We start from the raw sequence: 22,314 nt of genomic DNA, 5'->3' as shown, positions 1-22,314 counted from the left end.
CTATTCCCCCACCGGCACCAGCGTGCCGAAATCGTCGAGGACGTGCGACCGCAGGTCACGGGTGACAGACCAGAACCGGCGGTCCAGGGTATTGCGCCACCACACGCGGATGCAGTTGCCGCGTTCGTCGTAGAGGAGCCCGCCCACGTCGTCCGGGGTGTCGATGTAGTTGGTCAGCATGGCGGGCCTCAGGCGGTGGCGCGAGCAATGGCGGCGCGGGCGGCGACAGTGGCCCGCTCAAGGTCCACTAACCAGGGAGGGACGACGCTTCCCTCTGGGATTTCATGAAAGACTTCATCGAACGCCTGCCCCATTGCTTCTAGCGCCAATCGCGTCACATCCAGCAGCTCGGGGGCGGCCGCGATCAGTTGGCCATTGGCCGGCGAGTAGTCGCCATCCGCGGCGCGCGCGACATTGGCGATCGTGAGGTTTTCGCGGTCCGTGGCGAAGATCCGCCCATTGCGGTGCGTCCACGGTCCCGGTGTGTGCTTCGCTTCCATTCCCCATCCTCCTTGCCCTGGTGGGCGGTGGTTGATGGGGCGAATTATGCGCAATCGAATAATTCAAGTCAATACGAAAACGCATAATTTTGTGCAGACGGGGACGCGCTGGTTATGCGGCAGCGAACTAGAGGGGGTGGAAAGGCCTCAACGGGTAGCCTTGCGGTACCTTATGGCTCGACGTATGTCGTAAAAGCCGATGAGCAACACCGGACCGGCAATTTTTCCGGCTGCGTCACCGTTGAAGAAAAGAGACAAGAACAAGCCGAAGGCAACGCCGATGGCGGGCCATAGGAGAAAGAGCGACCACACCGGCAGCTTTGGGAAGAATGGCGGCGGCGGAGCCACCTGGGACCGTTCGTTCACAGCTAGGCCCGGCTTTGGGTCTGGGGTTCGCAGGACCGCAATGATGGCCACAACAGCGGCGACCAGCAGCAAGACAACGATGATCACCTGCCCGGCTGGCGCGCTCATCGCCGCTTCACTCCGGAAAAAATAACGACGCCGCAGAACACGGTACCTTCAGGCACCCGGATGATCTTCTTTCCGTTGAGCCCGAGAAGGTACAAGCCTTCCGTGTCCTGTTTCAGCCGCTTGAAAGTCATCTTGTTGTCCGGCGTCCGGACCACCACATCGTCCCCGGGCTGAGCGTCTACTTCAGGATCGACAAAGATGATTTCGCCGTCGCGGTACCCGTTCGGTGTACCGTCATCCTGGCTGTCCCCTACCACCTGCAAGCAAAAGGTCGATGCGCTATGCGGTACCGGGCAGTAAAGCCATTCCTCGGCGTCGCCCGGTTGAAAAATATCCGGTGACTCGCACAGCTCGCCAGCACGTACCCATGAAATCAATGGAACCTTCCCCCTTATATCTGGACCTGAGGCTACGTTCGTTTGAGTAGGTTCTTTCTGCCCCAGCACGATAGCGGCCACCCCCGTGGCCAGTTTTTCATCGAACAGAGCCTCGACCGCGATGCCGTAGTGCTTGGCAATCGGTTCCAACGTGCTGCGCCGCGGTTCCTTGGCGGTCCCGGTGATAAAGCGGTAGATGGTCGGCTGCGGCACTTTGGTTTTTTGCGACAAAGAATTCGGGTTGTCGCCGTGCCGATCCATCAGCAGTTGAAGTAGCTCTCTCGGTTTCATGGCCGGCACTATGCACGAATGAATAATGCGATTGGGTATTGCCTAGTTATGCGAAAGCGTATAAATTCGCCGCCATGGACACGACCCTCGACCTCATCAAGAAGCTGCGTGCCGCAGGCCTCTCGCAATCGGAGATAGCCCGCCGCTCCGGCATCCCACAGCCGCGGATCTCCAGATGGGAGGGAGGCGCGACGCCGACCGGCGCCGATGACGCCCTCCGGCTCGCGCAATTGGCTCGGGAAGTGCTCGATGCTCAGCCCTCCCTCGCCCCCGAGCCCACCCCCGCCGGGGAGGTGGCCTGAGATGCGCGAGGTCATACGCCTGGCTGGGTGGGTTCTCCTGTATGGGGCGCTGGCTCTTGGTGCGATTGCGCTGTTCGCGGAGGCATCTCTGAAATGCGCCTGAACAGTGAAAGCGACTGCAACAAGAGCATGTTCATGCCGATCAGGACCAACATGAATGCCCCCAGGCCGTTCATGAAAGGCCGCGGGCCTTCGACGACATGGGGTATTGCGAAGGCTAGCACGGCGAGCACGGCGGCGACGACGAGGCATATGCCCTTCAACTGCGATTCGATCACTCGATACAGCGGAGGATCTTCGCGCGCCGTCTTGATCAGCCAGATGTATCCGGCGCCATATGCGGGCAGTAGCAAGCCCAACAAGAATTCCCAGTTCATGGGGGTCCCCTCCTGGGGTCGATCGGTGTGTGAGAGCTTCGATCGTAGCCGCGCCGCGGCGCCCTCGCCAATCATCGGCGCCGGCGAGCTCCTCATCGCCGGCGCCCCCGATCAGTTCTGCACCTTCTGCTTCTTGAGCTCGGTGTATGCCTCCATGAAGCCTAGGTACGCCTGCGCCAAGTGCTTGCCGCCTTGTTCCGTGGCTGGTACCGCAGCAAACAGGTTCTCCTGCTTCTCGAGCAGGATGATGAGTTCGCCGCGTGCTTCCGCAAATTGCTCTTTCGTCATGAGGGTTCCTTTGGGTGGTGGTTACGGGTTGGTGGCCCAAACCGCTTGTACCGTCCAGCAGGAACCCTCGCCTATTCAGGGAAAAGCCTAATGCAGCGCTTCTCCCGCATACCCCTGCGCCAGATCCTGTTCTGTGCAAAGCCGGTGGAACACCGCCAGCACCAGCTCGTCGGGCGCCGTGCCGTGCACGCGCAGGCATATCTCTCTGGCCTCGGCCAGCAGTCGTTCGGTTTCGGTCATCAGCGAAGTATTCACTCGCACCGGCAGGGCCGGGAATTGTGGGATATGCGTAGGTCGGCATCAAAAAATTTTCGGCGTTTTTGCCTCTCAACGCCTCTCAACAGGGTTGTGACGAGATGAGTACCCAGCTGGCATTACCGGCCATCGTGACCCCGCAGGAGGTTGCGCGCGAGAAGACGCTCGGGGGTGCGATTGCCCTGTGCGCCAAGGCCGCGGGCTACGACCTGGACAAGGAACTCCAGATGCGTCTGGGCGTGGACAAGGGCCAGTTCTCGCGCTGGCAGTCCGGGCAAGAGGGCATCAAGTGGGACCGATTCGTGGATCTCATGGACGCCTGCGGGAACGACGCGCCGCTGCTGTGGATGCTGCACGCCCGCGGCTATGACCTGAACTCGCTGCGGCAACGGGAAACCGAGGTCGAGAAAGAAAACCGGGAGCTGCGCGAAGAAGTCGCCGCGCTGCGCCGCGTGCTGGGGAGGGCCGCGTAATGGCACGAACATCCTTTACGGCCGTCAAGATGGGCCAGAACCCCGCCTTCCGCGCCTATCTGGGCGCCGACACCGAACAGGGCGCCCGCGATGCGCTGTGCCGGCGGTGTGGCATCCAGAGCCGGGCCGAGCTGGATACGAACCCGGATGCGGCGGAACGGTTTCATGCGATTCGGCGGGAGTTTGCGTATGGGGGTGGGGATTGAGCGATCTACCCGTGCCCCTCACGCCGCCCGATTGCGAGCTGCGCGATTTTGCCTTCATGCCCCTGGACGTCGTGCGCCTGCGCGATAGCGACCTGGCCATCCAGGTGACCGGCGAGGAGTTCCGATGCGCCGTGCTGCTGTGGTGCGCCGCTTGGCACCAGATCCCGGCCGCGAGCCTCCCAGACGATGACAAGACCCTGGCGTCCCTGGCCGGCTTCGGCCGCGCCGTGGGCGAATGGGAAAAGCACAAGGCGGGCGCGCTGCGCGGCTGGATCAAATGCAGCGATGGCCGCCTCTACCACCCCGTGGTGGCCGAGAAAGCGAACGAATCCTGGGCCGCCAAGCATGCCCACGCGCACCGCAAGTTGCTGGAACGCCTGCGGAAAAAGGGAGTGCCGAAGGAAGGCATTCCGAGCTTCGACCAGTGGTTTTCCGCCGGAATGCCGAAGGATTGGGGCGCGGTTTCCGCCGGAGATCCGAATTATTCCGGCGGAAAAGATGAATCTTCCGGCGGAAGAAATGCTGATTCCGCAGGTAGTGGCGCCGGAATTCCGGCGGAAAACGCTCTTAAGGGACAGGGACAGGGACAGGGACAGGGACAGGGAGAATATAAAAACCAAACCAACGGCGGCGACACCTCGGATCAGGGTGGCACCGGGTCGGGGGAGTCGCCGCCGCCCGACTCGGCTGAGGAAGCCCTCCAGTCCCGAACCATCGAGATCGCAGGACTGCTGCGCAAGCGTGGCGCCGCCCTCCAGGGTAGCGACCCCAGGGTACGCGAGTGGGCAAAGCGCGGCTACAGCGACGCCAAGCTGCTGTCCGCCCTCGAGACCGCACAGGAGCGGCGCGCCAGCGCCAAGAGCACCCAGCCGATCAACGCCGGGTACCTCGAGTCCATCCTGGCCGACCCGGAGCCCGATGCCGCCACAGGCGGAAAGCCGCAACCCAAGGGGCCGCCCTGGTGGTCCTCGGATGCCCTGGTCATCGCCAAGGGTCGCGAGTACGGCATCGAGCCTCGGCCCGGTGAATCCATGTCCGATTTCAAAGGCCGCGTGCAGGCCGCCATCGACAAGCGCGGCAAGGAGGCAGCATGACCGACACCACCGAAACCTCGGGATACGCGTGCAGCGCCTACGGCTGCCCGGCCGCGGCATCGCGCAAGACCGGCGCCGACTGGGTGTGCATGTACCACGGCCTGGCGCAGTCCGCCGGCGCGTGGCAGAAGATCACGAACCGCCTCAACCTGCGCAAGGCCATCCTCAACGCCATCGCCCGGACCGCCGCCATCGGCCCGTACGACTGGGCGAAAACCCGCCACATCGGCGCGGCTGAGGCCATGCGCAAGATCGGCCGCGAGGATCTCGCCCCACGCATCGTCACGCGCGTTCACGCCGTCTACGGCATCCAGGTGCAGCGCGACGAGCGCGACTATCTCGCCCTGTGGGTGGAACGGCTCCAGAACACCCTCATCGCCGAGTGCGTGGACGCGGTACCAGAGCCCCAGCAGGACGAAACCCGCACCGGCGAGGCCGAGCCTCGGACCGTGGGCAACCTGTTCCCGAGCACCGCCAGCGTGGCGGCGTTCGTTTCCGATGACGTCGAGGTGCATGCATGACCCAGTTGTCCGCCGATCACACGCAACACCTCGCGCCCGCGCGCGCGTTTTCCGACCCAGACGAGTCTGAGCTGGCTGGTGCTGAAGTCGCCCGCACCCGCCCGGAAATCCGCGTGGATGCAGGCGGGCAAGGTGGCGCCGAAGTGGACGACACGCCGCGCTCCATCACCCTGGTCCTGCCGTACCCGATCAGCGCGAACCGGTACTGGACGTCGTTCCACCTCGGCAACCGTATCGCGGTCGGTCGGTCGAACGAAGCCAACGCCTACAAGCGCCAGGTGGCCAAGCTGGCCCAGGCAGCCGGCATTAGCAAGCCGATCTCCGGCCGCGTGCAGATCGACATTCGCCTGTGGCCAGCGCGCCCCCAGGACTGGGCAAAACGGTATGCGCGGGACCCGTTCACATGGGATGACACCGTGCGCTGCCTGGACCTCGATAACGCCAACAAGGTCCTGCTCGACGCCCTCAAGGGCATCGCGCTCGATGACGACAAGTGGGTGCGCCGCATGACCAGCGAGCGCATGCAGCCCGATGACGGCGGCGCGCGCGTGGCGGTTCGCATCACGCCGCTGGTGACCGTTAAACCGCAAGGATCCCTGCTATGACCAAGCGCCGTGGCCATTCCGTCATCTCTCCCAACGCCAAGCCCACGCCGGCGCGCGAGCCCAGGCTGGACGCCCGGCCGCTGATCTACGACCGCGCCATGCAGGTGGCGCTCGACCGCGCACGCGCTGCGCAGCCGCCCATGACGCCGCTGGCGGGGAAGGCAGGGATGCCCTGGAATTCATCGCACGACAAGTAGGAGGTAGCCATGACCATTGCCACAGCCATCAATCCCGGGATGACCTGGGCCGAACGCCGTCGGTGCGGCCAGGTGCGTGCCGCGGCCGCTGCCAAGTTGCGCCGGCGTGGGCTGGCTGTCCCGTGCAATGTGACCATGGACCGACTGGTAGAGCTGGTCGAGGAAGTCACTGGTCAACCGCCCGGACGCGACCCCGTGCAGTACCTGCTCGACTACTCAAACCGCCCAGAAGGGGCTGCGCCTCGCACCCTGAATCTGATGGGACGCCCCGAGTGGAACCCGCTGGCTGATCCGACGTGGCGGCGCATGCTCGAACGCCTGTCTGAACCGCTCACGCTTGCAAAACGCTAGGTTCGATACCTACATTCGCCCGTGTCAACCCTCCCTCACGTGAAACAGGAGCAGACCATGTCCAGCAAGGAACTGAAAGGCGGCAGCGCGTCCACCGGCGCCGGCTATGCCGAGCGTTGCCGTACCGCCCCGGCCAAGAGCATGAAGATGACGCCGCCCCCCGGACCCAAGGCCGAGCCGGTTCGGCTGAATGGCGTACCTCGCGTGGGCGGCAACGGCATCAAGTGACCCACGGCGGCGTAGCGCAGCCTGGTAGCGCGCCTGCCCCCTACGCAGGAGGTCGTTGGTTCGAATCCAACCGCCGCAACCATTTGCCCCACCCCGTTGTGTCAGGCGACGCCGCCGAGGGGAAAGTCGGCGGAACTTCTCTACCGCTCGCATCGGCGGACCTGACGAGATGAGAACCGCAGCCTATAGCGCGAAGATGCGCAGCCGGATATGGGCATCACGAAGGAATCATCGCATGATCTTACGCATTCGCCCTTTTGTGGCAATTCGAACGGACCGACAGCGTGGCCTAGGGATGTCTTACCACTTCTGGCTGGCATTGCTTCCGTGGTTCGGTAGCTACTACGACGTCATGGATGATGAAATGCGGCGAGGGTGGCATCTGAGAGGGATGCTTTTCGCTTCAGGGTGGTGTGGCAACGGTGGGACATTTTCTGCTTGGCATGCCGCCGCCTACGGCGGTCGTTCAACATCTCCGCGATTCGAGTTCAGCAGATAGGAGATCTCTATGACCTACGCCGACACCGTCAAGCGTCGCGCTGAGCTGCGCGACAAGTTGGGCAATGAGCGCCTGACTGACCTGCTTGCCCGCGAGGTTGAACGCCGTCGACTGGAAGCGACCTGCCAGCATATCCAGATGCGGGCGCGGAGGATGAGGGCTACCCCATGGCTGCTCGTAAACGGCCGGCGAATCTGACGGACGGGTCCGGCACCGGCGCATTCGACTATCCCGGCGCACTGGACGAGATCTGCGACCGGATCGAGGGTGGCGAGACGATGGCGGCCATCGCAGCCAGCAAGGGGGTGCATCGAAGCCAACTGACCCGCTGGGCTGCTGCCAGCCCCGACCGCAAGGCCCGAATCGACATGGCCCGCACTGCATCCGCCGACGCGCTGGCCGAAGCGGCCGATGAGGACATCCGAAATGCGAAGGATCAGTTCCAGTTGCGCAAGGCCGAAGCTCGCGCCCATCACCTGCGGTGGCTGGCCAAGGCCCGTGATCCCAAGCGGTTCAGCGATCGTATGGTCCAAGAACATACCGGCGAAGGCGGCGGCCCCCTGCATGTCAACATCGTGAGGTTCGGTCAGGGCAGCGATCAATCTTCCGAATAACTGGACGCCACGTGCGTACCAAATGCCTGCGTGGACCTACCTGGAGAACGGGGGCAGGCACGCCGAGTTGGTATGGCATCGCCGCTCCGGCAAGGATGACCTGGGGCTGCACTGGACTGCCGTGGCGGCGTTCGAGCGCGTCGGTACCTACTGGTACATGCTCCCCTTGGCGGCCCAGGCCAAGAAGGCGATATGGAACGCCGTCAACCCGCGCACTGGGTTGAAGCGGATTGATGAGGCGTTCCCCGCCAGCATCCGGCGGCGCAAGAACGACCAGGAAATGTACATCGAATTCGCGAGCGGTTCGACGTTCCAGGTTGTTGGCTCGGATAACTTCAACTCGCTGGTAGGCTCGCCGCCTATCGGGCTCGTGTATTCGGAATGGGCGCTGTCGAACCCCGCCGCGAAGGCGTACCTTCGCCCTATCCTGGCTGAGAATGGCGGCTGGCAGATCTTCAACACCACGCCGCGCGGCAAGAACCACGCATATCGCACCCTGCAGGCGGCCAAGGAAGATCCCCGAGCGTTTGCCCAGGTCCTGACGGCGCGCGATACAGGTATCTTGAGCGATGAGCAGCTGGACGGGTTGCTGGCCGACTACATCAAGGACTACGGGGAGGCGCTAGGGACTGCCTATTTCGAACAGGAGTTCATGTGCTCGTTCGAGACGCCCGTCATGGGCGCGGTGTATGCCAAGGAACTGCGTGAAGCGGCTCAGCGTATTCGAGCAGTCCCCTACGATCCGTCCAAACCCGTGCACCTGTTCTGGGATCTGGGGCGCGCCGACAAGACGGCCGTCTGGTTTGCCCAACTCGCCCCTTTCGAATATCGGGTCATCGACTACCTGGAAGGTGTCGGGAAGCACATCGGTGAATACATCGTCGAACTACAGGCCAAACGGTACGTGTATGGCGATTGCTGGCTCCCGCATGATGCCAACAACGAACTGCTGGCGGCCGAGCGCACCGTAGCTCAGCAATTGCGTGCTGCGGGGTTCAAGACGCGCACAGTCACCAAGACCTCGGTGGATACCAGGATCGAGGCCGCTCGGCTTATGTTGCCGCTCGTATGGTTCGATGAACGTCGGTGCGAAACGGGCCTGGATGCCCTCAGGAACTACCGCTATTCGGTAGACGAAGACACCAAGCAATTCAGCAAGGAACCGCTGCACGACTGGGCCTCCCACGCCGCCGATGCATTCGGCTACATGGCCATTGCCCTCAAAGAACCCAAGCAGCGTGCGGAAGTAAAACCCGCGCGCCGCGTCGTTGCTCCCGCCTCGCGCAGCGCCGGCGGCTACTGGATGTAGGAGAGAATCAGGCCCCGTCAAACCAAAGCAGATCAGGACGTCGTCGCACGAGCCCATCGCAACTTCGACAAGGCCGTCGTGTGGGAGCGCACCGCACGACAGCTCTACACCGACGACATGAAGTTCCTGTTCGCCGACAGCGACAACCAGGAACAGTGGTTGCCCGCGGTGCGCGCGCGGCGTCAACTGGAAGGCCAGCCCATGCTGACCGTCAACAAGACGCACACGCACTGGCTGCACGTGGTCAACCAGGCCAAGGCGAACCGGCCGGGACTGCACGTCCATCCGACGGGCTCCGAGGCGACGTACGAGGCCGCCATGGTGTTCGAGAACGTCATCCGGCACATCGAGTATGCCTCTGACGCACAGACCGCCTACATGAACGCCTGCGAGTGCCAGGTGGGCGGCGGTATAGGCTACTGGCGCATCGTCACGGACTACGCCGACGACAACGGGTTCGACCAGGAGATATTCATCCGGCCGGTGCCGGACCCGCTGGCGGTCTACATGTCGCCGGTCAAGCGCAAGGACGGGTCGGACGCGACGTTCTGCATCATCTACGACGACATGCCACGCTCGCAGTTCGAGGAGAAATACCCCAACGTTGCGCCCTCGCTGGTCGGCATGAACGTGACCGAGTCCGGTTGGCTGACCAAGGATTCGGTGCGCATCGCCGAATACTACGAGGTCGAGGAAGGCAAGGAATGGATGTACGCCATTCCGAACGAGGGCGGCGGGTTTGCATTCAAACGCGAGTCTGAACTGTCCCCCCTGGAGCGCGACCTGCTCAAGGAACTGGCCACCAGCGGCGAAGAGGTGCGCCGGCGCCGCGTCGACAAGCGCACTATCCGCTGGTACCTGATCGCGGGCAATCAGGTCCTGGAGCGCAATACCTGGGCCGGCAAATGGATCCCCGTCATCCGCGTGGTGGGCGAAGAGATCGTCATTGACGGCAAGATGGATCGCAAGGGTCTGGTGCGGTACATGAAAGACCCGCAGCGCATGTACAACTACAACACGTCGGCGCAGGTAGAGTTCGGCGCATTGCAGACCAAGACCCCCTGGGTGGGCCCGCTGGAGGCGTTCGAGGGGCTGGAGAACTATTGGGCCACCGCGAACCGCGAGAACCATGCATACCTGGCCTACAACGGGATGGACGAGAACGGCAACCCCATCCCGAAGCCCGAGCGGCCGCAGCCCCCCCAGGCGGCCGAGGCGTTCACCGCGGGCATGCAAGCTGCCGCCATCGAAATGATGATGGCCAGCGGTCAGTACGAGGCCACGTTCGGCAAGCAGACGCAAGAATTGTCCGGCGTGGCGCTGGACAATCGCAAGGACCAAGGCGAGCGCGCGACGTTCCACTACCTCGACAACCTAGCCAATGCGCTGCGGTTCACCGGCAAGCAGTTGATCGACCTGATTCCCAAAATCTACGACACGCGGCGCGTCATCCGGATCATGGGGGAGGATGGCCAAGAATCGCAGATCCAAGTGGATCCGCAGGCACGGCAAGCCCTCCAGCAGGAGCGCGACGCCGAGAACAACGTCATTCGTTCAATCTTCAACCCGGCGGTGGGCACGTACGACGTGGTGGCCAAGGCCGGCCCAAATTTCGACACGCGCCGCGAAGAGGCATTCCACGCGATGAAGGAGCTGATCACCGGCGTGCCGCAGCTCGCGCAGGTCATCGGCGACCTGTTCGCCAAGATGGGCGATTTCCCAATGTCCGATGCCATAGCCGAGCGAATTCGCAACTGGATCCCGCCCGAGGTGCGTGGCGATGGCGCCACCGCGTCCGAGAAACAACTGATGGGCCAGCTCGAACAGGCGGCCCAGATCATTCAGCAACTGCAACAGGCGCTCCAGGACCGCACCGAGGAACTGAAGATCGCCAAGCAGCAGGTCGATACCGACGCGCTGAATCATCTGGCGCTGCGCATGGAGAACGAACGCAAGTCCACCATCGAGGCGTTCAAGGCCGAAACCGACCGGATGGCCAAATTGATCGCTGCCATTCCGCCCGAACTGCTGGCAGCCGTCGGAGCGCAAAGCACAAGCGACGCCCTGGATATGCCATCCCTTGCCGACGGCGAGAACGTTCCGGGCCTGTCCGGCGCCGAGGCATACGCAACCGGCCTGGTCGTCACCGACCTGGGCAAACCAGTAGGCCAACCCTGAAGAGGAACACATGAGCGAAACTGCCGTGGAACAACCGGCTGCCACTCAGCAGCAACCTGGCGCCGAGGGCGCGACGACGCCCACCGAAACGTCCACCCCAACCGAAAAACCTCGGGCCGACCCGCCCGAATGGGCGATTCGCCGCTTTGGCGAGCTGACCGCGGCCAAGAAGGCGGCCGACGAACGAGCCGCAGCAGCCGAACGCCGCGCCGCCGAACTGGAGCAGAGATTGGCGGCCCCTCCCCAGCAACAACAGGAGGGTCAGACTCAGCAGCAGACCCAGGTTCACCCCAATGTGGTAGAACTGGCGCGCACGATGGCCCTCCAGGAGGCGGAAACAATCGTCAATCAGCGCTCCATGGCGAAGCGGATTGCCTCCATCGAGGAAGCCGGCCGCAAGGAGTTCGGCGGCGAGTTCGACCGCTCCATCCAGAACCTCCAAATCGCCGGAATCGGCTCGCCGGAGTTCCTGGAGGCGCTGACGAGCATGCCCAACCCCGAAAAGGTGGTCCGGTTCCTGGGGGATGCCGTCAATATCGAAGAAGCCATGCGCATTTCGGGGCTGCCACCGGTGCAGATGGCCATCGAGATGGCCAAACTGGCCCCCAAAGCGGTCCAGGCGTACACCAAGGCAATTTCTTCGGCGCCGGCCCCCATTGCCCCGATCGAAGGAACCGGCCGCGCGGAGGGTGCTGAGCCAGACCCGAAGGCCGATCCGAAAGCCTGGATTGCATGGCGCAATCAGACCGCGCGGCGCAAGTAGTTGCAAAAGCCCGGGTTTGAGGCCTACATTTGCCGCACGTGCCGCACGGCATGGGTGGTAACCCGCAAGGGGCAAAGGGTGTAGGCGAGCCCGGCAGTACAAATCGTCGGTTGGCCCGGAATCAGTCTCCCGAGGGCAGAGACAGCAAGCGCAATCCCGCGCTTTCTCTCCCTTTGCTCAACGGAGGCTATCAGGGCCAATTCGCTTCTCACCATTGACATGATCACCAACGAGGCGGTGCGTCTGTTCACGCAGACGAACGCTTTCCTGCGGACCGTGTCGCGTCAATACGACGACCAATTCGCACGCACCGGCGCCAAGATCGGCAATACGCTGCGCATCCGCCTGCCCAACGATTACCTAGTCGGTACCGGCCCGGCGATCACGCCCCAGGGCACGAACGAGCAGAACACCACGCTCACCGTGGCCACCCAGAAGCACGTCCCCGTATCGTTCGGCACTGCCGAGAAAACGATGTCCCTGGACGACTTCTCCGAGCGCATCTTGGCGCCGGCGGTCAACCGTCTGGCGGCTGCGGTGGCCGGCGACCTGATGAACGTGGCCGATTCGTCCGCCAACCTCGTGTTCAACACCAGTGGCGGCAATATGGCGAGTCCGGTGCCCGGCACGTGGCTCGATGCCGGCGCGGCCATCGATTTCAACCTGGCGCCGCGCATGGACCGGATGATCATCCTGGATCCGCGTACCCAGGCCCGCACCGTCGGCACTCTGGCCGGCCTGTTCAACCCGCAGCAGAAGATCTCGGGTCAGTACGAAACCGGCCTCATCACCAAGGACACGCTGGGCTTCGACTGGATGTACGACCAGACGACCAAGATCCACACGGTGGGCACTTTCTCCGCGGGAACGGTCAATGGCGCCGGGCAGACGGGCAACACCCTGGTGGTCAATGCCATCACCGGCACCCTGAACAAGGGCGACATCATCACGATCGCCGGCGTGAATGCCATCAACCGCCTGACCGGCGAAAGCCAGGGCGAGTTGCGGCAGTTCGTCGTAACAGCCAATGTGGCATCCGGGGCGACCTCCATTCCGATCTACCCCGCCATCGTGCCCGCCCCCGCGGCGTACAACACCGTCACGGCATCGCCAGGCAACAGCGCGCAGATCAGCCTGGTGGCCGCTGCCGGGTCGCAGTATCGCCAGAACCTCGCGTTCTACCCGGAGGCATTCACGCTGGCCACCGCCGACCTGGAAATGCCCACCGCCGGCGTGGTTCAGGCGGCTCGCGCGGAGTTCGACGGCGTCAGCCTGCGCATGATCGAGGCCTACGACATCATGAACGACGCGCTGATCACCCGTATGGACATTCTGTACGGCTATGCGGCCATCCGGCCCGAATGGGCCTGCGTCGTCGCCGACGTGGTCTAAGTCAACGGGGAGGGCTTCGGCCCTCCCTCCCCGGGAGATCCCATGAACCACCGAGATTTCACCGCACCGTACGTGTTCCAGGAGTTCCCCAAGTGGGTGACCCTGGCTGACGGCTCTCAGATCCTGGTCGAGAATGCCGAAGAAGAGGCGATCGTGACCGAGGGCAAGAAAGAAGACGATGCCCCCGATCCCGAGCGCGATGTGCTGCTGGCGCGGGCCAAGGAACTGGGCCTGAAGGTGCACCCGGCCACCGGCCTGGATAAGCTGCGCGAGAAGATCGCCGCAGCGCAGGGGTAGGCCAGGTCTGTTCCGCTGCCTACCACCCCAAGCGACATCATCGAGTTGGCCTTGAAAACGGCCAACGTGCTGGGTGTCGGCCAGACGGCGGACGCCGAGGACATGAACGACTCGTTCAACCTCCTGAACATGATGATGGCGCAATGGCAGCGGCGCCGCTACATGGTGTACGAACTCGTGACGGCATCGAAGGTCGCCACGGGTCAGATCTCGTACACGGTTGGCCCGGGCGGCGACTTCGATATCCCACGGCCCTCCAAGCTGGAATCGGCGTTTTTCCGCCAGCAGTTCAATCAACTGTTGCCGGTGGATTATCCGTTCACGATCCTGCGCGCGCGCGAGGACTACAACCGCATCGGTCTGAAAACGCTCAATGCGTTCCCGCAGTTCATCTTCTACGATGCCGCCAATCCGCTGGGCAATCTCTTCCCCTGGCCGGTCCCGAACAATCAGTACGAGATCCACATTACGGTCATGCAGCAGTTGCAGCAGTTCGCCGGCATGGACGAAGAGATCACGCTGCCGCCGGAGTACAAGGCAGCGCTGATGTGGAATCTGGCGCTCGAGCTTTACCCCTTCTACGGGTTGCCGGTGAACGAGATCGTAGCGAAGAAAGCGGAGGCCTCGATGCGCATCATCGAAGAGGCGAACGCCCAGATACCTCGCCTGCAAATGCCTGGCAGCCTCCAGGGGCGCGGCGGCTCGTACAACATCTACGGCGATTACTACATCGGGAGCGCGGGCTAGGGCTAAGGTTGCACTCACCACCGGCGCTTACATGGCGAAGAGCATCATCGCCAGCGCGCAGCGGTGCGTGAACCTCTACATGGAGCTGAATCCGAAAGATTCGACGTTCCCCACGACGCACTATCCCACTCCGGGGATGGTGCGGCTGGCGCAATCCGCGCGCGCAGGGTGGCGATGCCTCTACACCGCGTCCAACGGAACGCTTTATGGCGTCTGCGGCGCTGGCGTCTATGCCATTGCGGAGGACGGGACGCTGACTGAGCTCGGCATCATCAATTCGTCGTCTGGCCCGTGCTCCATGGTCGACAACGGAACGTCCATCGTGCTCGTGGACAATACGTCGGCCGGCTACACCATCGGCCTGGACGACAACCTGTTCGCGCCCATCACCCAGGATTCGTTCTACGGCGGCAACACGGTGCAGTATTCGGACGGGTTCTTCGTGCTGCCGCGCCCGGGGACCACGCAGTTCTACATCTCGCTGGCGTTCCAGACCGAGTTCGATGCGACCGATTTCGCCAGCAAGGTGGGATTCAGCGACAAGCTCGTCACGCTCGCAATTACCAAACGATACCTGTTCCTGCTGGGAACATTGACCACCGAGGTTTGGTACAACGCTGGCGGAGACCTCTTCCCGTATGCCCGCATGCCGGGCGCATTCATCCAGCACGGCTGCATCGCTCCATTCTCCGTCGCGCAGATGGACGGCTCGGTGTACTGGTTGTCGCAGTCGCCGCAAGGCAAGTGCATCATCGTGCGCACGGAGGATTATGCGGCCGCCCGGATCTCAACACACGCGATCGAGAACGAAATCCAGAGCTATCCCCGCGTGGACGACGCACAGGCATTCACGATGCAGATCGACGGCCACTTCTGGTACGTGCTGACGTTCCCGACGGCCAACAAAACCTGGGTGTTCGACCTGAGCACAAACCAGTGGCATGAATGGTTGTGGCTGGACGCAGATGGCGCGTTCAAGCGCCACCGCGCGGGATGCTTCGCCTTCGCCTATGGGCAACCCATCGTTGGTGACTGGGAAAATGGCAACCTGTACCGCCTGGACCCGCTGGCCATGACTGACGACGGTGGACCGGTGGCGCGCATTCGCTCCTTCCCGCACATGGTGGACGACGACTCTAGCCGTGTGATGTACCGGGAGTTCATTGCGGCGTTTCAGGTCGGGACCGGCGCGGAGAATCAGGAAGTGCCCGTCTTCCTACGTTGGTCCGACACTGCTGGACGCACATGGGGCAACCCCATCCGAGCCTCTTTCGGGGTTGAGGGCGACTACCTGAAATCGATCCAATTCCAGCGCCTGGGCATGGCCCGCGATCGTGTGTTTGAGCTGTCCTGGTCGGCCCCCGTCAACACCGCACTGAACGGCGCGTTCGTGCAATATAAATCGGCGAACCAGTGATGGATACCCGGAGCGATATTCCTCTTCCTCAATCGGCCGCCTTGGCGCCCGGCGGCCGCTTCGCCGAGGTCTGGTGGCGGTTCTTCCTGACTCTATGGAACCGGACCGGGGGCGCAGACGGAGAGGACGCCGACGCGCTGCGCAAATTGATTCTTGACCTGCAGGCAGCTGTCGAGGGGCAGCAATACGGCAATGCGCTGGCACAGATCCAGGCCGCACTCGATGAGGGGCAAATGCCGACAGACGTTGCGCAGGTGGCGGCAACGGGCGTCATCGGATGCATGGCGGCCGAAGCGCTGCAACGGTGCGAGTCGCTGGTGCCGATTCAGATCCAAGTGCCCGGGAGCGAGCCTATCAACGAATCGCCGGCGCAGGCCCGGGGAGAGTCTCTGGCGCCGGAGTCACCAGTGCGTCAATCGCCGCTCGTACTGCCGCCCGAAATATGGGTTCACGGCATCCACGACGATTCGGATCTCCACGCTCTGGCCACGCCAACATCCGCCGGCTTCATGAGCGCCGCGGATAAAGCCAAACTCGACGGACTATGAGGAAATCATGGCAACCAACTGGAAAGAACTCGTCAAGGGCGCCACGCTGACCGGAACGGCGGCCAGCGTATACACGGCGCCAGCGGCAACCCAAGCCACGATTCAAGCAGCCAGCGCCACCAACGCCACGGGGGCGCCCATCACTGTTGCGATCTATGTGGTGCCCTCCGGCGAGGCGTTCGACGCGAAGTACCGTGTTGCGCTATGCAACGTCCCCGCCGGCGGTGTTTCGACCCCCTGGCAAGCCATCAACCACAAGCTGGAAGCCGGGGCGCAGATCTATGCCGATGGCAACGGCGCGAACCTGACCATCAGCGGCGCAGAGTACCTGCCCAACACCTAAAGGAGGCCAGCATGGCACTCAACGGCAATGAACAGCTTTACATCAGCCACGGCGGAACGGGGCAAGCTACCACCTCGGTCAAGGAGGTGGCAGCGTACGCGAGCGCCAATGCGACGCCGGCCACCACCGGGACTGCCGGAGTCGTCAAAAAGGGCGCCAGCGTTCCGAATCTGACGGATAACAGCGGTGGCACGTCGGGCGGCAACACAATCGCCGCGGTGACCGACAACGCCACTGCTGCGAATGCCGTTGCCACGCTGGCCGCCAAGATCAACGCCTTGCAGACCGCTCTGCGCAATGCGGGGATCCTAACGTGATGCTGGTCCAGGCGAGCCCCGAATTCGTCACTCGCGTCATGCGCGACCCGCGCGTATGGCACTGGGTGGCGGAGGATGGGGTTTCGCCTGAAAGCTACATATGCAGCCCCCGCGCAGTGTGCTTCGCGCATCAGGGGCGCGGGTTTGCGATGTTCAAGAATTGCACGCGGACAATGTACGAAATCCATGTCGCCATGCTGAAAGGTACTACGAACGTGCAACCCTGGGTGATGGAATGCATCGCCGAGATGCGACGCCGGGGAGCCAAGAAGTTTGCCGCGCCGATCGCCGAATGGAATCGGGCCGCACTGCGTCTGGCGCGCTCATGTGGTTTCATCGAGGAGGGGCGCATTTCCGCGGCCCTGATCCGAAATGGACGGCCTCATGCGTTGATATTTATGGGAGCTTGCTAGGGATATCGTTGGAGACATACTCGGTACCGGCGACCAAGCCGATGCCGCCCTAGAAGCGGGCAACCTTTCTGCTGAAGCCACGCGGTACGGCATCGATAAGCAGATGGAGATGTTCAACCGTCTCCAGGAGAATCTGCAGCCCTACATGCAGGCTGGCGGTCAGGGTCTCCAGGGACTGCTTGGCATGCTGGGCGCCGGCCCTGGCGTCGGCAACTCGAACGCCATGTCGTCGTACCTGACAACGCCCTTCCAGTTCGATGCCTCGCAGCTCGAACAGACGCCCGGCTACCAGTTCACGCTGCAACAGGGCCTCAAGGCGTTGAATAACCAGGCATCGGCCCAGGGTATGGGCCTCTCGGGTGCCCAAAGCAAGGGGCTGCTGAACTTCGCCACCGGACTGGCGAATCAGACCTACGGCGACCAGTACAACCGCGCGCTGCAGCAGTTCCAGGCGAACTATGGACTGGCCTCGGACCAGTTCAACCGCTTCTCCGGGCTCGCGGGTCTCGGCCAGAACGCTGCCGCCGGCGTGGGCAATGCCGGCATGCAGACAGCCTCCAACATCGGCAACCTGGCCCAGCAAGGCGCGGCCGCGCAGGGCTCGGGCCTCATTGGCGCGGCGAACGCGAACGCGAGCACGCTGGGGAATCTGGGGAATCTCGGGCTGTCCAGTGCTGGCATCTACTCGATCCTGACGAAGGGCCTGCCGATGATCGGGCTGTCCGATGCGCGCGCGAAGGAAGACATCGAGCCCATCGGTACGACGAAGCGTGGCCACACGCTGTACCGCTATCGCTACAAGGGCGACCCGCAATTGCATATCGGAGTCATGGCGCAAGAAGTCGAGCAAGTCGACCCTGACGCCATTGTCGAGGTCAACGGCGTGAAATACGTCGACTACTCGAAGGTGCACTGATGGTCGATTACGCTTCCCAGATCCGACTACCGGACTACTCACGCCTCGCCAGCGGCGTGCAGGGCCTGATTGGCTTGCAGGGCAACCTGCTGCAGCAGCGGGCGCTGGACCAGCAGTTCGCGGCGAACCGCGCAGCATCCGAGGCGGCCAAACAATCCTGGAATCCCCAAACCGGCGAAATCGACGTTGCAAAGTTCACAGAACTGATGTCGCAAGGTCCGGGCGCCTACAATATTCCGGAATACCTGAGTAAGTTCCAGCAACTATCGAACTCCCAACTGGACGCTCGGGCGAAGAAGCTAGACATTGCCCAAAAGCAACTCAGCTTCTTCGGCGGCCAGCTTGGCTCGCTGGTGAACATGGGCGAGCGCGCCACACCTCAGGACGTTATCCGCACGTTGGCGAACGGCGTCCAGCTCGGCATGATGACCCCCGAGCAGGCGCAGCAATACGCGACGCAGATTCCTTCCGACTCCAAAGAGCTGCAGCCCTGGCTGCGTCAACACTGGATCGGCCTTCAGCGGACGCAGGAGCAGATCGGGTTGCTGCCCCAGGGCGGCGCTGTCGACACAGGCGGCGCGCAATTGCTGACGAACCGGGATCCCATCACCGGCCAGATCTCGACCGCGGCAGTTGTGCCCAAAACCCTTTCCCCGGGCGAAGCGGCAACGCGCGTCCCCGTGTTCGTCGATGGCCAGCAAGGCACCGTACCGCTTGGCGCAACCGTGGGAGGGGCCGGCGCGCCTGCTGGTGGTCAGGGACAACCCGGGGGCGCTCCTAATGGATTCCTCCCCACAGCGCCAGTGCTGGGGCAGGAGAAGATCGCCGCCGCCGCGGCGGATCGGTATAACTCGCTGGTCGAGTCTGCCAACAATGCGCCCACGGCGATCAACGGCTACGACCGTGCCCTGGAGGCGCTGGCGGGCGCAGGCACTTCGGGCGTCGCGGCAAATGCCAAATTGGTTTTGCCGACCATCCTGCAATCGCTCGGCCTCCAGGACGAGGGCGGCGCGGTCCAGAACTTCCAGTCCCTCAAGAAGTATCTGGCCAATGCTGGCGCGCAGGCTGCCTCGGCCGCCGGGTATTCGGGCTCGGACGCACGCCTGTCCACCTTCACGCAGGGTCAACCCGACCCGCAAAACATGAACCCTGGCGCCCTGCGCGACGCCATCCAGTACGTCAAGGCCCTCCAGACCGGCGTCATCGCCAAGAACAACGCGGCACAGACGTGGGTGGAGCAACACGGCGGCAACATGGCCAAGCTGCCCGAATTCGAGCGCCGCTGGTCGAACGCCTTCAACCCGGACGTCATGGAACTGCGCAACCTGCCGCCTGAGCAGCAGCGGTCCTATATCGCCTCGCTCAAGCCGGAGAAACGCAAATCCCTGATGGATGCGTATCGCAAGATGTCCGAGGTGGGGGCGTTCTGATGGCCCAGTTCGAAGCGCTCGCGCCTCAGGTGGCTGCACGCCTATCCCAGGACCTGGGTATCACTCCCCAGCAGGCCGCCGGCATCGTCGGCGCCCTGGGCTACGAGAGCGCGGGATTGCAGGCCATCAACGAGCGTCAGCCGGTTGTTCCCGGATCGCGTGGCGGCTTCGGCTGGGCGCAGTGGACCGGACCGCGCCGCCAGCAATTCGAGGCGTTCGCCAAGCATTTCGGCCTGGACGTGAAGGACCCCGAAGCGAACTATCAGTTCCTGGTGCACGAGTTGACCAACACGCCGGAAGGTACGGTGCTGGACTCCATACGAGGAACCGATGACCCGAAGGCAGCCGGTCGCCTGTTCACCGAACAATTTCTGCGCCCCGGCGTCCCAGCCATGGCCAAGCGTGATTCCTGGGTGGAGCGCGCGGCCGCCGCCATCTTTCCTTCTGCCGAGGCTGCGCCCATGAACGACAAATTGGCGTCCGACCCGCTTTGGCAAATGCTGAACGAGCAACCGGCCGCCGGTGGTGGGCGTGAGGTGTCCGAGCGGCTTGCGGCAGATCCCGTATGGCAGATGCTGAACCAACCCGGCGGGACCACCCAATCGCGCGCGGAGGACGGCGCGCTGGTACTGGAGATGGGCGGCACGACGCCGGCGCCGGAGAAGAACCCAGCAATTGCCGCGATCGAGGGGCTGGGGCGTGCGACGAAGAACTTTGTCCGCGGCGCCTATCAAGGCTTGACTGACCTGCCGGCCGGGGTGGGTCAAGAATCCGTCCACACGGGCGCCAAGATCCTGGCGGATCTCGGGTACGACAAGGCGTCTCTTGCTTCAATCCTGGGCGCCAGAGACGCCGAAATCGCGCGACGGGAGTCTGAGTACCAGACCGCCACGCCGGGCTCTGCTACGGCCGGCATTGGCCGTTTGACGGGAGCGGTTGCGCCAATGTTTGTCGCCGGCCCGGCGGCGGCCGCTGCGCCGCTGACGCAGGGCGCCCAATTGGCAGCACGCGTTCTTCCAAACGCCCCGCGGCTGGCCAATCTGCTAGGGGCGTCTGCCGGCAGCGGCTTGCAAAGTGCCGCTTATGGTAGTGCGATTCCGGTAACGGAGGGAGATTACCAAGAAGGCCAGCGACGGAACATTCGGGGGGGCGCGCTTATCGGCGCGGCTTCGATCCCAGTGGGGGCTGCCCTATCTGCTGGGGGCGGATATCTCGGGACTCTAGCGCATAGCGTTGTCGATCCATTCACGCAGAAGGGGCAGCAACGCATCGCGGCAGGCGTCCTGGCTCGCGCGGCAGAAGGCGGCGCGCCAACCGCGAATAGCTCCCAGATCGTCTCAGGATCCATTCCAACGCTCGCCGAGGCTACAGGCAACCCAGGAATCGCAACCCTTCAAAGATCGATGCGCGACATCAACCCATCGCCATTCGTTGCTCGCGAGCAAGCAAATGCCAGCGCGCGCCTCAACGAGCTGGGGCGCGCTGCGGGGGTGTCGAGCGATATCGCAGCCGCAGAGGCGGCTCGCGATCTGGCTGCCGGGGCCAAGTTGGCCGGAGTGTTCAAAAACGCTGGGCCGGCGAATGCCGCGCCGGTCGTCGGAGTGATCGACAGCATATTGGCCGGCCCCTCCGGCAAGCGGACCGCAGTCACCTCAACCCTGGGGGACATCCGCCGGAAGCTTGTCGATGCTAAGGGAAACATTGAAGCAGATCCCAACGTTCTTTATCACTCCGTCCGCAAAGAAATCGGAGACCTGCTTGATGCGAAGATGGCCGCCAGCAAGCCAGCAGGGCTTCAAGCCGCACGCGAGCTGCTGCAGGTCCGCGACGAACTGGACAAGGCCATTACGGCGGCGGCGCCTGGCTTCGACCAGTATCTACAAGCCTACGCCTCCGCAAGCAAGCCGATTGAGGCGATGAGGTACTTGCAGGGACTCAATCTCACGGACCAAAACGGCAACATTACGCTTTCAAAGATTCAGGGCGCAATTCGATCGCTAGAGAAGGATATCGTCAAGCCGGGGGCGAAGGCGGCTAAATCCGTGGATACCACGCAACTGGCGTCCCTTAAGGCAATCCGAGACGATCTCCTGCGCTCCCAGAACATCAATCTTGGACGCTCTCTTGGTTCGAACACGGCACAGAATCTTGTCACGCAGAACATGATGGAAGCCATGCTTCCAGGCCGGTTGGCCGCCTTGGCAGGGAAAGTGCCTGCAGGGGGCGTAGGAAGTGCTGTCGGTAGTGGTTTGGGCTATATGCTCGGCGGTCCGACGGGTGCGATTGCTGGCGGCGTGGCTGGTGGCGCTGCGGGGAAGCTGGCCGGAGGGATGTTATCGAGTCAGAACGATGCGGTGCAGGCGTCTTTGACGCATATGCTACTGAACTCGAATGCTGGGCTCGCGGCGCTCCAAAGTGCACCCCGTGCGGCTGCTCCATTCCGCCAAATCACGCCTTTGCAGCGGCTCCTGTACCCATCCATCAATGCCGGGGGAAGCGCCAGCCTGCTGCGTCTCGGTGGCGGGACCAACAGATGATCCACGCCAGCCCTCGATAAGACCTTTTATGAAGCAGATCGCCCAGTATATGCAG

At 63.2% G+C, this 22,314-nt stretch carries 32 protein-coding genes and 1 tRNA gene; 26 read left to right on the top strand and 7 right to left on the bottom strand.

The window, feature by feature from the left end; translation table 11 throughout:
* The 4 genes from WKR98_RS13415 to WKR98_RS13400 form a co-directional block, all read right to left on the bottom strand.
* Positions 1-180, bottom strand: a complete 180-nt coding sequence (locus tag WKR98_RS13415) for a hypothetical protein (protein WP_341433603.1) — start codon at positions 178-180, stop codon at positions 1-3.
* Between the two features lie 8 nt (positions 181-188).
* The gene (locus WKR98_RS13410; RefSeq protein ID WP_341433601.1) at positions 189-500 is read right to left on the bottom strand and encodes a hypothetical protein; all 312 of its coding nucleotides are present in this window, start codon (positions 498-500) and stop codon (positions 189-191) included.
* A gap of 147 nt (positions 501-647) precedes the next feature.
* A complete protein-coding gene (locus WKR98_RS13405; protein ID WP_341433599.1) occupies positions 648-974 on the bottom strand; it encodes a hypothetical protein in 327 nt (108 codons plus the stop codon).
* Positions 971-1,642, bottom strand: coding sequence for a LexA family protein (locus WKR98_RS13400; protein WP_341433597.1), 672 nt, complete (start codon positions 1,640-1,642; stop codon positions 971-973). The genes WKR98_RS13405 and WKR98_RS13400 overlap by 4 nt, the downstream gene beginning before the upstream one ends.
* 74 nt (positions 1,643-1,716) lie before the next feature.
* Here WKR98_RS13400 and WKR98_RS13395 point away from each other — a divergent pair, with 74 nt between their 5' ends.
* Entirely contained in the window at positions 1,717-1,944 is a 228-nt protein-coding gene (locus tag WKR98_RS13395; protein ID WP_341433595.1) for a helix-turn-helix domain-containing protein, read from the top strand.
* Positions 1,945-1,955: 11 nt separating this feature from the next.
* On the opposite strand, the gene WKR98_RS13390 is transcribed toward WKR98_RS13395, so the two are convergent.
* The 3 genes from WKR98_RS13390 to WKR98_RS13380 form a co-directional block, all read right to left on the bottom strand.
* Complete coding sequence (locus WKR98_RS13390; protein ID WP_341433593.1) at positions 1,956-2,321, bottom strand: hypothetical protein; 366 nt, start codon at positions 2,319-2,321, stop codon at positions 1,956-1,958.
* Between the two features lie 111 nt (positions 2,322-2,432).
* Positions 2,433-2,609: a hypothetical protein gene (locus WKR98_RS13385; protein ID WP_341433591.1), complete on the bottom strand. Its 177-nt coding sequence runs from the start codon at positions 2,607-2,609 to the stop codon at positions 2,433-2,435.
* Between the two features lie 87 nt (positions 2,610-2,696).
* A complete protein-coding gene (locus WKR98_RS13380; protein ID WP_341433589.1) occupies positions 2,697-2,849 on the bottom strand; it encodes a hypothetical protein in 153 nt (50 codons plus the stop codon).
* 116 nt (positions 2,850-2,965) lie between these two features.
* Between WKR98_RS13380 and WKR98_RS13375 the strand changes: the two genes are divergently transcribed.
* The 25 genes from WKR98_RS13375 to WKR98_RS13255 all read left to right on the top strand — a co-directional run bounded on the left by WKR98_RS13375 (position 2,966) and on the right by WKR98_RS13255 (position 22,259).
* A complete protein-coding gene (locus tag WKR98_RS13375; protein ID WP_341433587.1) occupies positions 2,966-3,337 on the top strand; it encodes a hypothetical protein in 372 nt (123 codons plus the stop codon).
* Positions 3,337-3,543 carry a hypothetical protein gene (locus tag WKR98_RS13370; RefSeq protein WP_341433585.1) on the top strand — a complete coding sequence of 69 codons (207 nt, stop codon included), beginning with the start codon at positions 3,337-3,339 and terminating at the stop codon, positions 3,541-3,543. The genes WKR98_RS13375 and WKR98_RS13370 overlap by 1 nt, the downstream gene beginning before the upstream one ends.
* Positions 3,540-4,637 (top strand): DUF1376 domain-containing protein, encoded by a 1,098-nt coding sequence (locus WKR98_RS13365; protein WP_341433583.1) that lies wholly within the window; start codon positions 3,540-3,542, stop codon positions 4,635-4,637. Before WKR98_RS13370 ends, WKR98_RS13365 begins: the two co-directional genes overlap by 4 nt.
* Positions 4,634-5,158, top strand: coding sequence for a hypothetical protein (locus tag WKR98_RS13360; RefSeq protein WP_341433581.1), 525 nt, complete (start codon positions 4,634-4,636; stop codon positions 5,156-5,158). The genes WKR98_RS13365 and WKR98_RS13360 overlap by 4 nt, the downstream gene beginning before the upstream one ends.
* Positions 5,155-5,763 (top strand): RusA family crossover junction endodeoxyribonuclease, encoded by a 609-nt coding sequence (locus tag WKR98_RS13355; RefSeq protein WP_341433579.1) that lies wholly within the window; start codon positions 5,155-5,157, stop codon positions 5,761-5,763. Before WKR98_RS13360 ends, WKR98_RS13355 begins: the two co-directional genes overlap by 4 nt.
* Positions 5,760-5,960: a hypothetical protein gene (locus WKR98_RS13350; RefSeq protein WP_341433577.1), complete on the top strand. Its 201-nt coding sequence runs from the start codon at positions 5,760-5,762 to the stop codon at positions 5,958-5,960. The genes WKR98_RS13355 and WKR98_RS13350 overlap by 4 nt, the downstream gene beginning before the upstream one ends.
* 9 nt (positions 5,961-5,969) lie before the next feature.
* On the top strand, positions 5,970-6,311 hold the full coding sequence (locus tag WKR98_RS13345) for a hypothetical protein (protein WP_341433575.1): 342 nt from the start codon (positions 5,970-5,972) through the stop codon (positions 6,309-6,311).
* Between the two features lie 57 nt (positions 6,312-6,368).
* Positions 6,369-6,539, top strand: a complete 171-nt coding sequence (locus WKR98_RS13340; protein WP_341433573.1) for a hypothetical protein — start codon at positions 6,369-6,371, stop codon at positions 6,537-6,539.
* A 4-nt stretch (positions 6,540-6,543) separates the two neighbouring features.
* Positions 6,544-6,621 (top strand) — tRNA-Arg (locus WKR98_RS13335).
* A 426-nt stretch (positions 6,622-7,047) separates the two neighbouring features.
* Positions 7,048-7,236: a hypothetical protein gene (locus WKR98_RS13330; RefSeq protein ID WP_341433571.1), complete on the top strand. Its 189-nt coding sequence runs from the start codon at positions 7,048-7,050 to the stop codon at positions 7,234-7,236.
* Positions 7,206-7,652, top strand: a complete 447-nt coding sequence (locus WKR98_RS13325) for a terminase small subunit-like protein (RefSeq protein ID WP_341433568.1) — start codon at positions 7,206-7,208, stop codon at positions 7,650-7,652. Before WKR98_RS13330 ends, WKR98_RS13325 begins: the two co-directional genes overlap by 31 nt.
* Positions 7,653-7,674: 22 nt before the next feature.
* Positions 7,675-8,961, top strand: coding sequence for a hypothetical protein (locus WKR98_RS13320; protein WP_341433567.1), 1,287 nt, complete (start codon positions 7,675-7,677; stop codon positions 8,959-8,961).
* A 6-nt stretch (positions 8,962-8,967) separates the two neighbouring features.
* On the top strand, positions 8,968-11,139 hold the full coding sequence (locus WKR98_RS13315; protein WP_341433867.1) for a portal protein: 2,172 nt from the start codon (positions 8,968-8,970) through the stop codon (positions 11,137-11,139).
* A 10-nt stretch (positions 11,140-11,149) separates the two neighbouring features.
* Positions 11,150-11,902 carry a hypothetical protein gene (locus tag WKR98_RS13310; RefSeq protein ID WP_341433565.1) on the top strand — a complete coding sequence of 251 codons (753 nt, stop codon included), beginning with the start codon at positions 11,150-11,152 and terminating at the stop codon, positions 11,900-11,902.
* A 153-nt stretch (positions 11,903-12,055) separates the two neighbouring features.
* On the top strand, positions 12,056-13,294 hold the full coding sequence (locus tag WKR98_RS13305; protein ID WP_341433865.1) for a P22 phage major capsid protein family protein: 1,239 nt from the start codon (positions 12,056-12,058) through the stop codon (positions 13,292-13,294).
* Between the two features lie 42 nt (positions 13,295-13,336).
* Entirely contained in the window at positions 13,337-13,591 is a 255-nt protein-coding gene (locus tag WKR98_RS13300) for a hypothetical protein (protein WP_341433564.1), read from the top strand.
* Between the two features lie 51 nt (positions 13,592-13,642).
* Entirely contained in the window at positions 13,643-14,338 is a 696-nt protein-coding gene (locus WKR98_RS13295) for a hypothetical protein (RefSeq protein WP_341433562.1), read from the top strand.
* A 31-nt stretch (positions 14,339-14,369) separates the two neighbouring features.
* Positions 14,370-15,755, top strand: coding sequence for a hypothetical protein (locus tag WKR98_RS13290; RefSeq protein WP_341433560.1), 1,386 nt, complete (start codon positions 14,370-14,372; stop codon positions 15,753-15,755).
* Entirely contained in the window at positions 15,755-16,303 is a 549-nt protein-coding gene (locus WKR98_RS13285) for a hypothetical protein (RefSeq protein WP_341433558.1), read from the top strand. Before WKR98_RS13290 ends, WKR98_RS13285 begins: the two co-directional genes overlap by 1 nt.
* Before the next feature lie 7 nt (positions 16,304-16,310).
* Positions 16,311-16,646, top strand: a complete 336-nt coding sequence (locus tag WKR98_RS13280) for a hypothetical protein (protein ID WP_341433557.1) — start codon at positions 16,311-16,313, stop codon at positions 16,644-16,646.
* 11 nt (positions 16,647-16,657) lie between these two features.
* A complete protein-coding gene (locus WKR98_RS13275; protein WP_341433555.1) occupies positions 16,658-16,963 on the top strand; it encodes a hypothetical protein in 306 nt (101 codons plus the stop codon).
* A complete protein-coding gene (locus WKR98_RS13270) occupies positions 16,960-17,376 on the top strand; it encodes a GNAT family N-acetyltransferase (RefSeq protein WP_341433553.1) in 417 nt (138 codons plus the stop codon). Before WKR98_RS13275 ends, WKR98_RS13270 begins: the two co-directional genes overlap by 4 nt.
* Positions 17,377-17,485: 109 nt before the next feature.
* Positions 17,486-18,292 carry a tail fiber domain-containing protein gene (locus WKR98_RS13265; protein WP_341433551.1) on the top strand — a complete coding sequence of 269 codons (807 nt, stop codon included), beginning with the start codon at positions 17,486-17,488 and terminating at the stop codon, positions 18,290-18,292.
* Positions 18,292-19,722 carry a hypothetical protein gene (locus WKR98_RS13260; protein ID WP_341433549.1) on the top strand — a complete coding sequence of 477 codons (1,431 nt, stop codon included), beginning with the start codon at positions 18,292-18,294 and terminating at the stop codon, positions 19,720-19,722. The genes WKR98_RS13265 and WKR98_RS13260 overlap by 1 nt, the downstream gene beginning before the upstream one ends.
* Positions 19,722-22,259 (top strand): phage tail tip lysozyme, encoded by a 2,538-nt coding sequence (locus tag WKR98_RS13255; RefSeq protein ID WP_341433547.1) that lies wholly within the window; start codon positions 19,722-19,724, stop codon positions 22,257-22,259. Before WKR98_RS13260 ends, WKR98_RS13255 begins: the two co-directional genes overlap by 1 nt.
* Positions 22,260-22,314 lie beyond the last annotated feature (55 nt).

Origin of the sequence: Pigmentiphaga sp. YJ18, assembly GCF_038066655.1 — a bacterium.
Lineage (GTDB): Bacteria > Pseudomonadota > Gammaproteobacteria > Burkholderiales > Burkholderiaceae_B > Pigmentiphaga.
The sequence above is the reverse complement of the archived record's forward strand: the minus strand, read 5'-3'. Positions and strand labels throughout refer to the sequence as shown.

What these genes read in the sequence shown, in the direction of transcription:
- WKR98_RS13415 (WP_341433603.1), bottom strand. Translation starts at nt 180, where the DNA reads ATGCTGACCAACTACATCGACACCCCGGACGACGTGGGCGGGCTCCTC.
- WKR98_RS13410 (WP_341433601.1), bottom strand. Translation starts at nt 500, where the DNA reads ATGGAAGCGAAGCACACACCGGGACCGTGGACGCACCGCAATGGGCGG.
- WKR98_RS13405 (WP_341433599.1), bottom strand. Translation starts at nt 974, where the DNA reads ATGAGCGCGCCAGCCGGGCAGGTGATCATCGTTGTCTTGCTGCTGGTC.
- WKR98_RS13400 (WP_341433597.1), bottom strand. Translation starts at nt 1,642, where the DNA reads ATGAAACCGAGAGAGCTACTTCAACTGCTGATGGATCGGCACGGCGAC.
- WKR98_RS13395 (WP_341433595.1), top strand. Translation starts at nt 1,717, where the DNA reads ATGGACACGACCCTCGACCTCATCAAGAAGCTGCGTGCCGCAGGCCTC.
- WKR98_RS13390 (WP_341433593.1), bottom strand. Translation starts at nt 2,321, where the DNA reads ATGAACTGGGAATTCTTGTTGGGCTTGCTACTGCCCGCATATGGCGCC.
- WKR98_RS13385 (WP_341433591.1), bottom strand. Translation starts at nt 2,609, where the DNA reads ATGACGAAAGAGCAATTTGCGGAAGCACGCGGCGAACTCATCATCCTG.
- WKR98_RS13380 (WP_341433589.1), bottom strand. Translation starts at nt 2,849, where the DNA reads ATGACCGAAACCGAACGACTGCTGGCCGAGGCCAGAGAGATATGCCTG.
- WKR98_RS13375 (WP_341433587.1), top strand. Translation starts at nt 2,966, where the DNA reads ATGAGTACCCAGCTGGCATTACCGGCCATCGTGACCCCGCAGGAGGTT.
- WKR98_RS13370 (WP_341433585.1), top strand. Translation starts at nt 3,337, where the DNA reads ATGGCACGAACATCCTTTACGGCCGTCAAGATGGGCCAGAACCCCGCC.
- WKR98_RS13360 (WP_341433581.1), top strand. Translation starts at nt 4,634, where the DNA reads ATGACCGACACCACCGAAACCTCGGGATACGCGTGCAGCGCCTACGGC.
- WKR98_RS13355 (WP_341433579.1), top strand. Translation starts at nt 5,155, where the DNA reads ATGACCCAGTTGTCCGCCGATCACACGCAACACCTCGCGCCCGCGCGC.
- WKR98_RS13350 (WP_341433577.1), top strand. Translation starts at nt 5,760, where the DNA reads ATGACCAAGCGCCGTGGCCATTCCGTCATCTCTCCCAACGCCAAGCCC.
- WKR98_RS13345 (WP_341433575.1), top strand. Translation starts at nt 5,970, where the DNA reads ATGACCATTGCCACAGCCATCAATCCCGGGATGACCTGGGCCGAACGC.
- WKR98_RS13340 (WP_341433573.1), top strand. Translation starts at nt 6,369, where the DNA reads ATGTCCAGCAAGGAACTGAAAGGCGGCAGCGCGTCCACCGGCGCCGGC.
- WKR98_RS13330 (WP_341433571.1), top strand. Translation starts at nt 7,048, where the DNA reads ATGACCTACGCCGACACCGTCAAGCGTCGCGCTGAGCTGCGCGACAAG.
- WKR98_RS13325 (WP_341433568.1), top strand. Translation starts at nt 7,206, where the DNA reads ATGGCTGCTCGTAAACGGCCGGCGAATCTGACGGACGGGTCCGGCACC.
- WKR98_RS13320 (WP_341433567.1), top strand. Translation starts at nt 7,675, where the DNA reads ATGCCTGCGTGGACCTACCTGGAGAACGGGGGCAGGCACGCCGAGTTG.
- WKR98_RS13310 (WP_341433565.1), top strand. Translation starts at nt 11,150, where the DNA reads ATGAGCGAAACTGCCGTGGAACAACCGGCTGCCACTCAGCAGCAACCT.
- WKR98_RS13300 (WP_341433564.1), top strand. Translation starts at nt 13,337, where the DNA reads ATGAACCACCGAGATTTCACCGCACCGTACGTGTTCCAGGAGTTCCCC.
- WKR98_RS13290 (WP_341433560.1), top strand. Translation starts at nt 14,370, where the DNA reads ATGGCGAAGAGCATCATCGCCAGCGCGCAGCGGTGCGTGAACCTCTAC.
- WKR98_RS13285 (WP_341433558.1), top strand. Translation starts at nt 15,755, where the DNA reads ATGGATACCCGGAGCGATATTCCTCTTCCTCAATCGGCCGCCTTGGCG.
- WKR98_RS13280 (WP_341433557.1), top strand. Translation starts at nt 16,311, where the DNA reads ATGGCAACCAACTGGAAAGAACTCGTCAAGGGCGCCACGCTGACCGGA.
- WKR98_RS13275 (WP_341433555.1), top strand. Translation starts at nt 16,658, where the DNA reads ATGGCACTCAACGGCAATGAACAGCTTTACATCAGCCACGGCGGAACG.
- WKR98_RS13265 (WP_341433551.1), top strand. Translation starts at nt 17,486, where the DNA reads ATGTTCAACCGTCTCCAGGAGAATCTGCAGCCCTACATGCAGGCTGGC.
- WKR98_RS13260 (WP_341433549.1), top strand. Translation starts at nt 18,292, where the DNA reads ATGGTCGATTACGCTTCCCAGATCCGACTACCGGACTACTCACGCCTC.
- WKR98_RS13255 (WP_341433547.1), top strand. Translation starts at nt 19,722, where the DNA reads ATGGCCCAGTTCGAAGCGCTCGCGCCTCAGGTGGCTGCACGCCTATCC.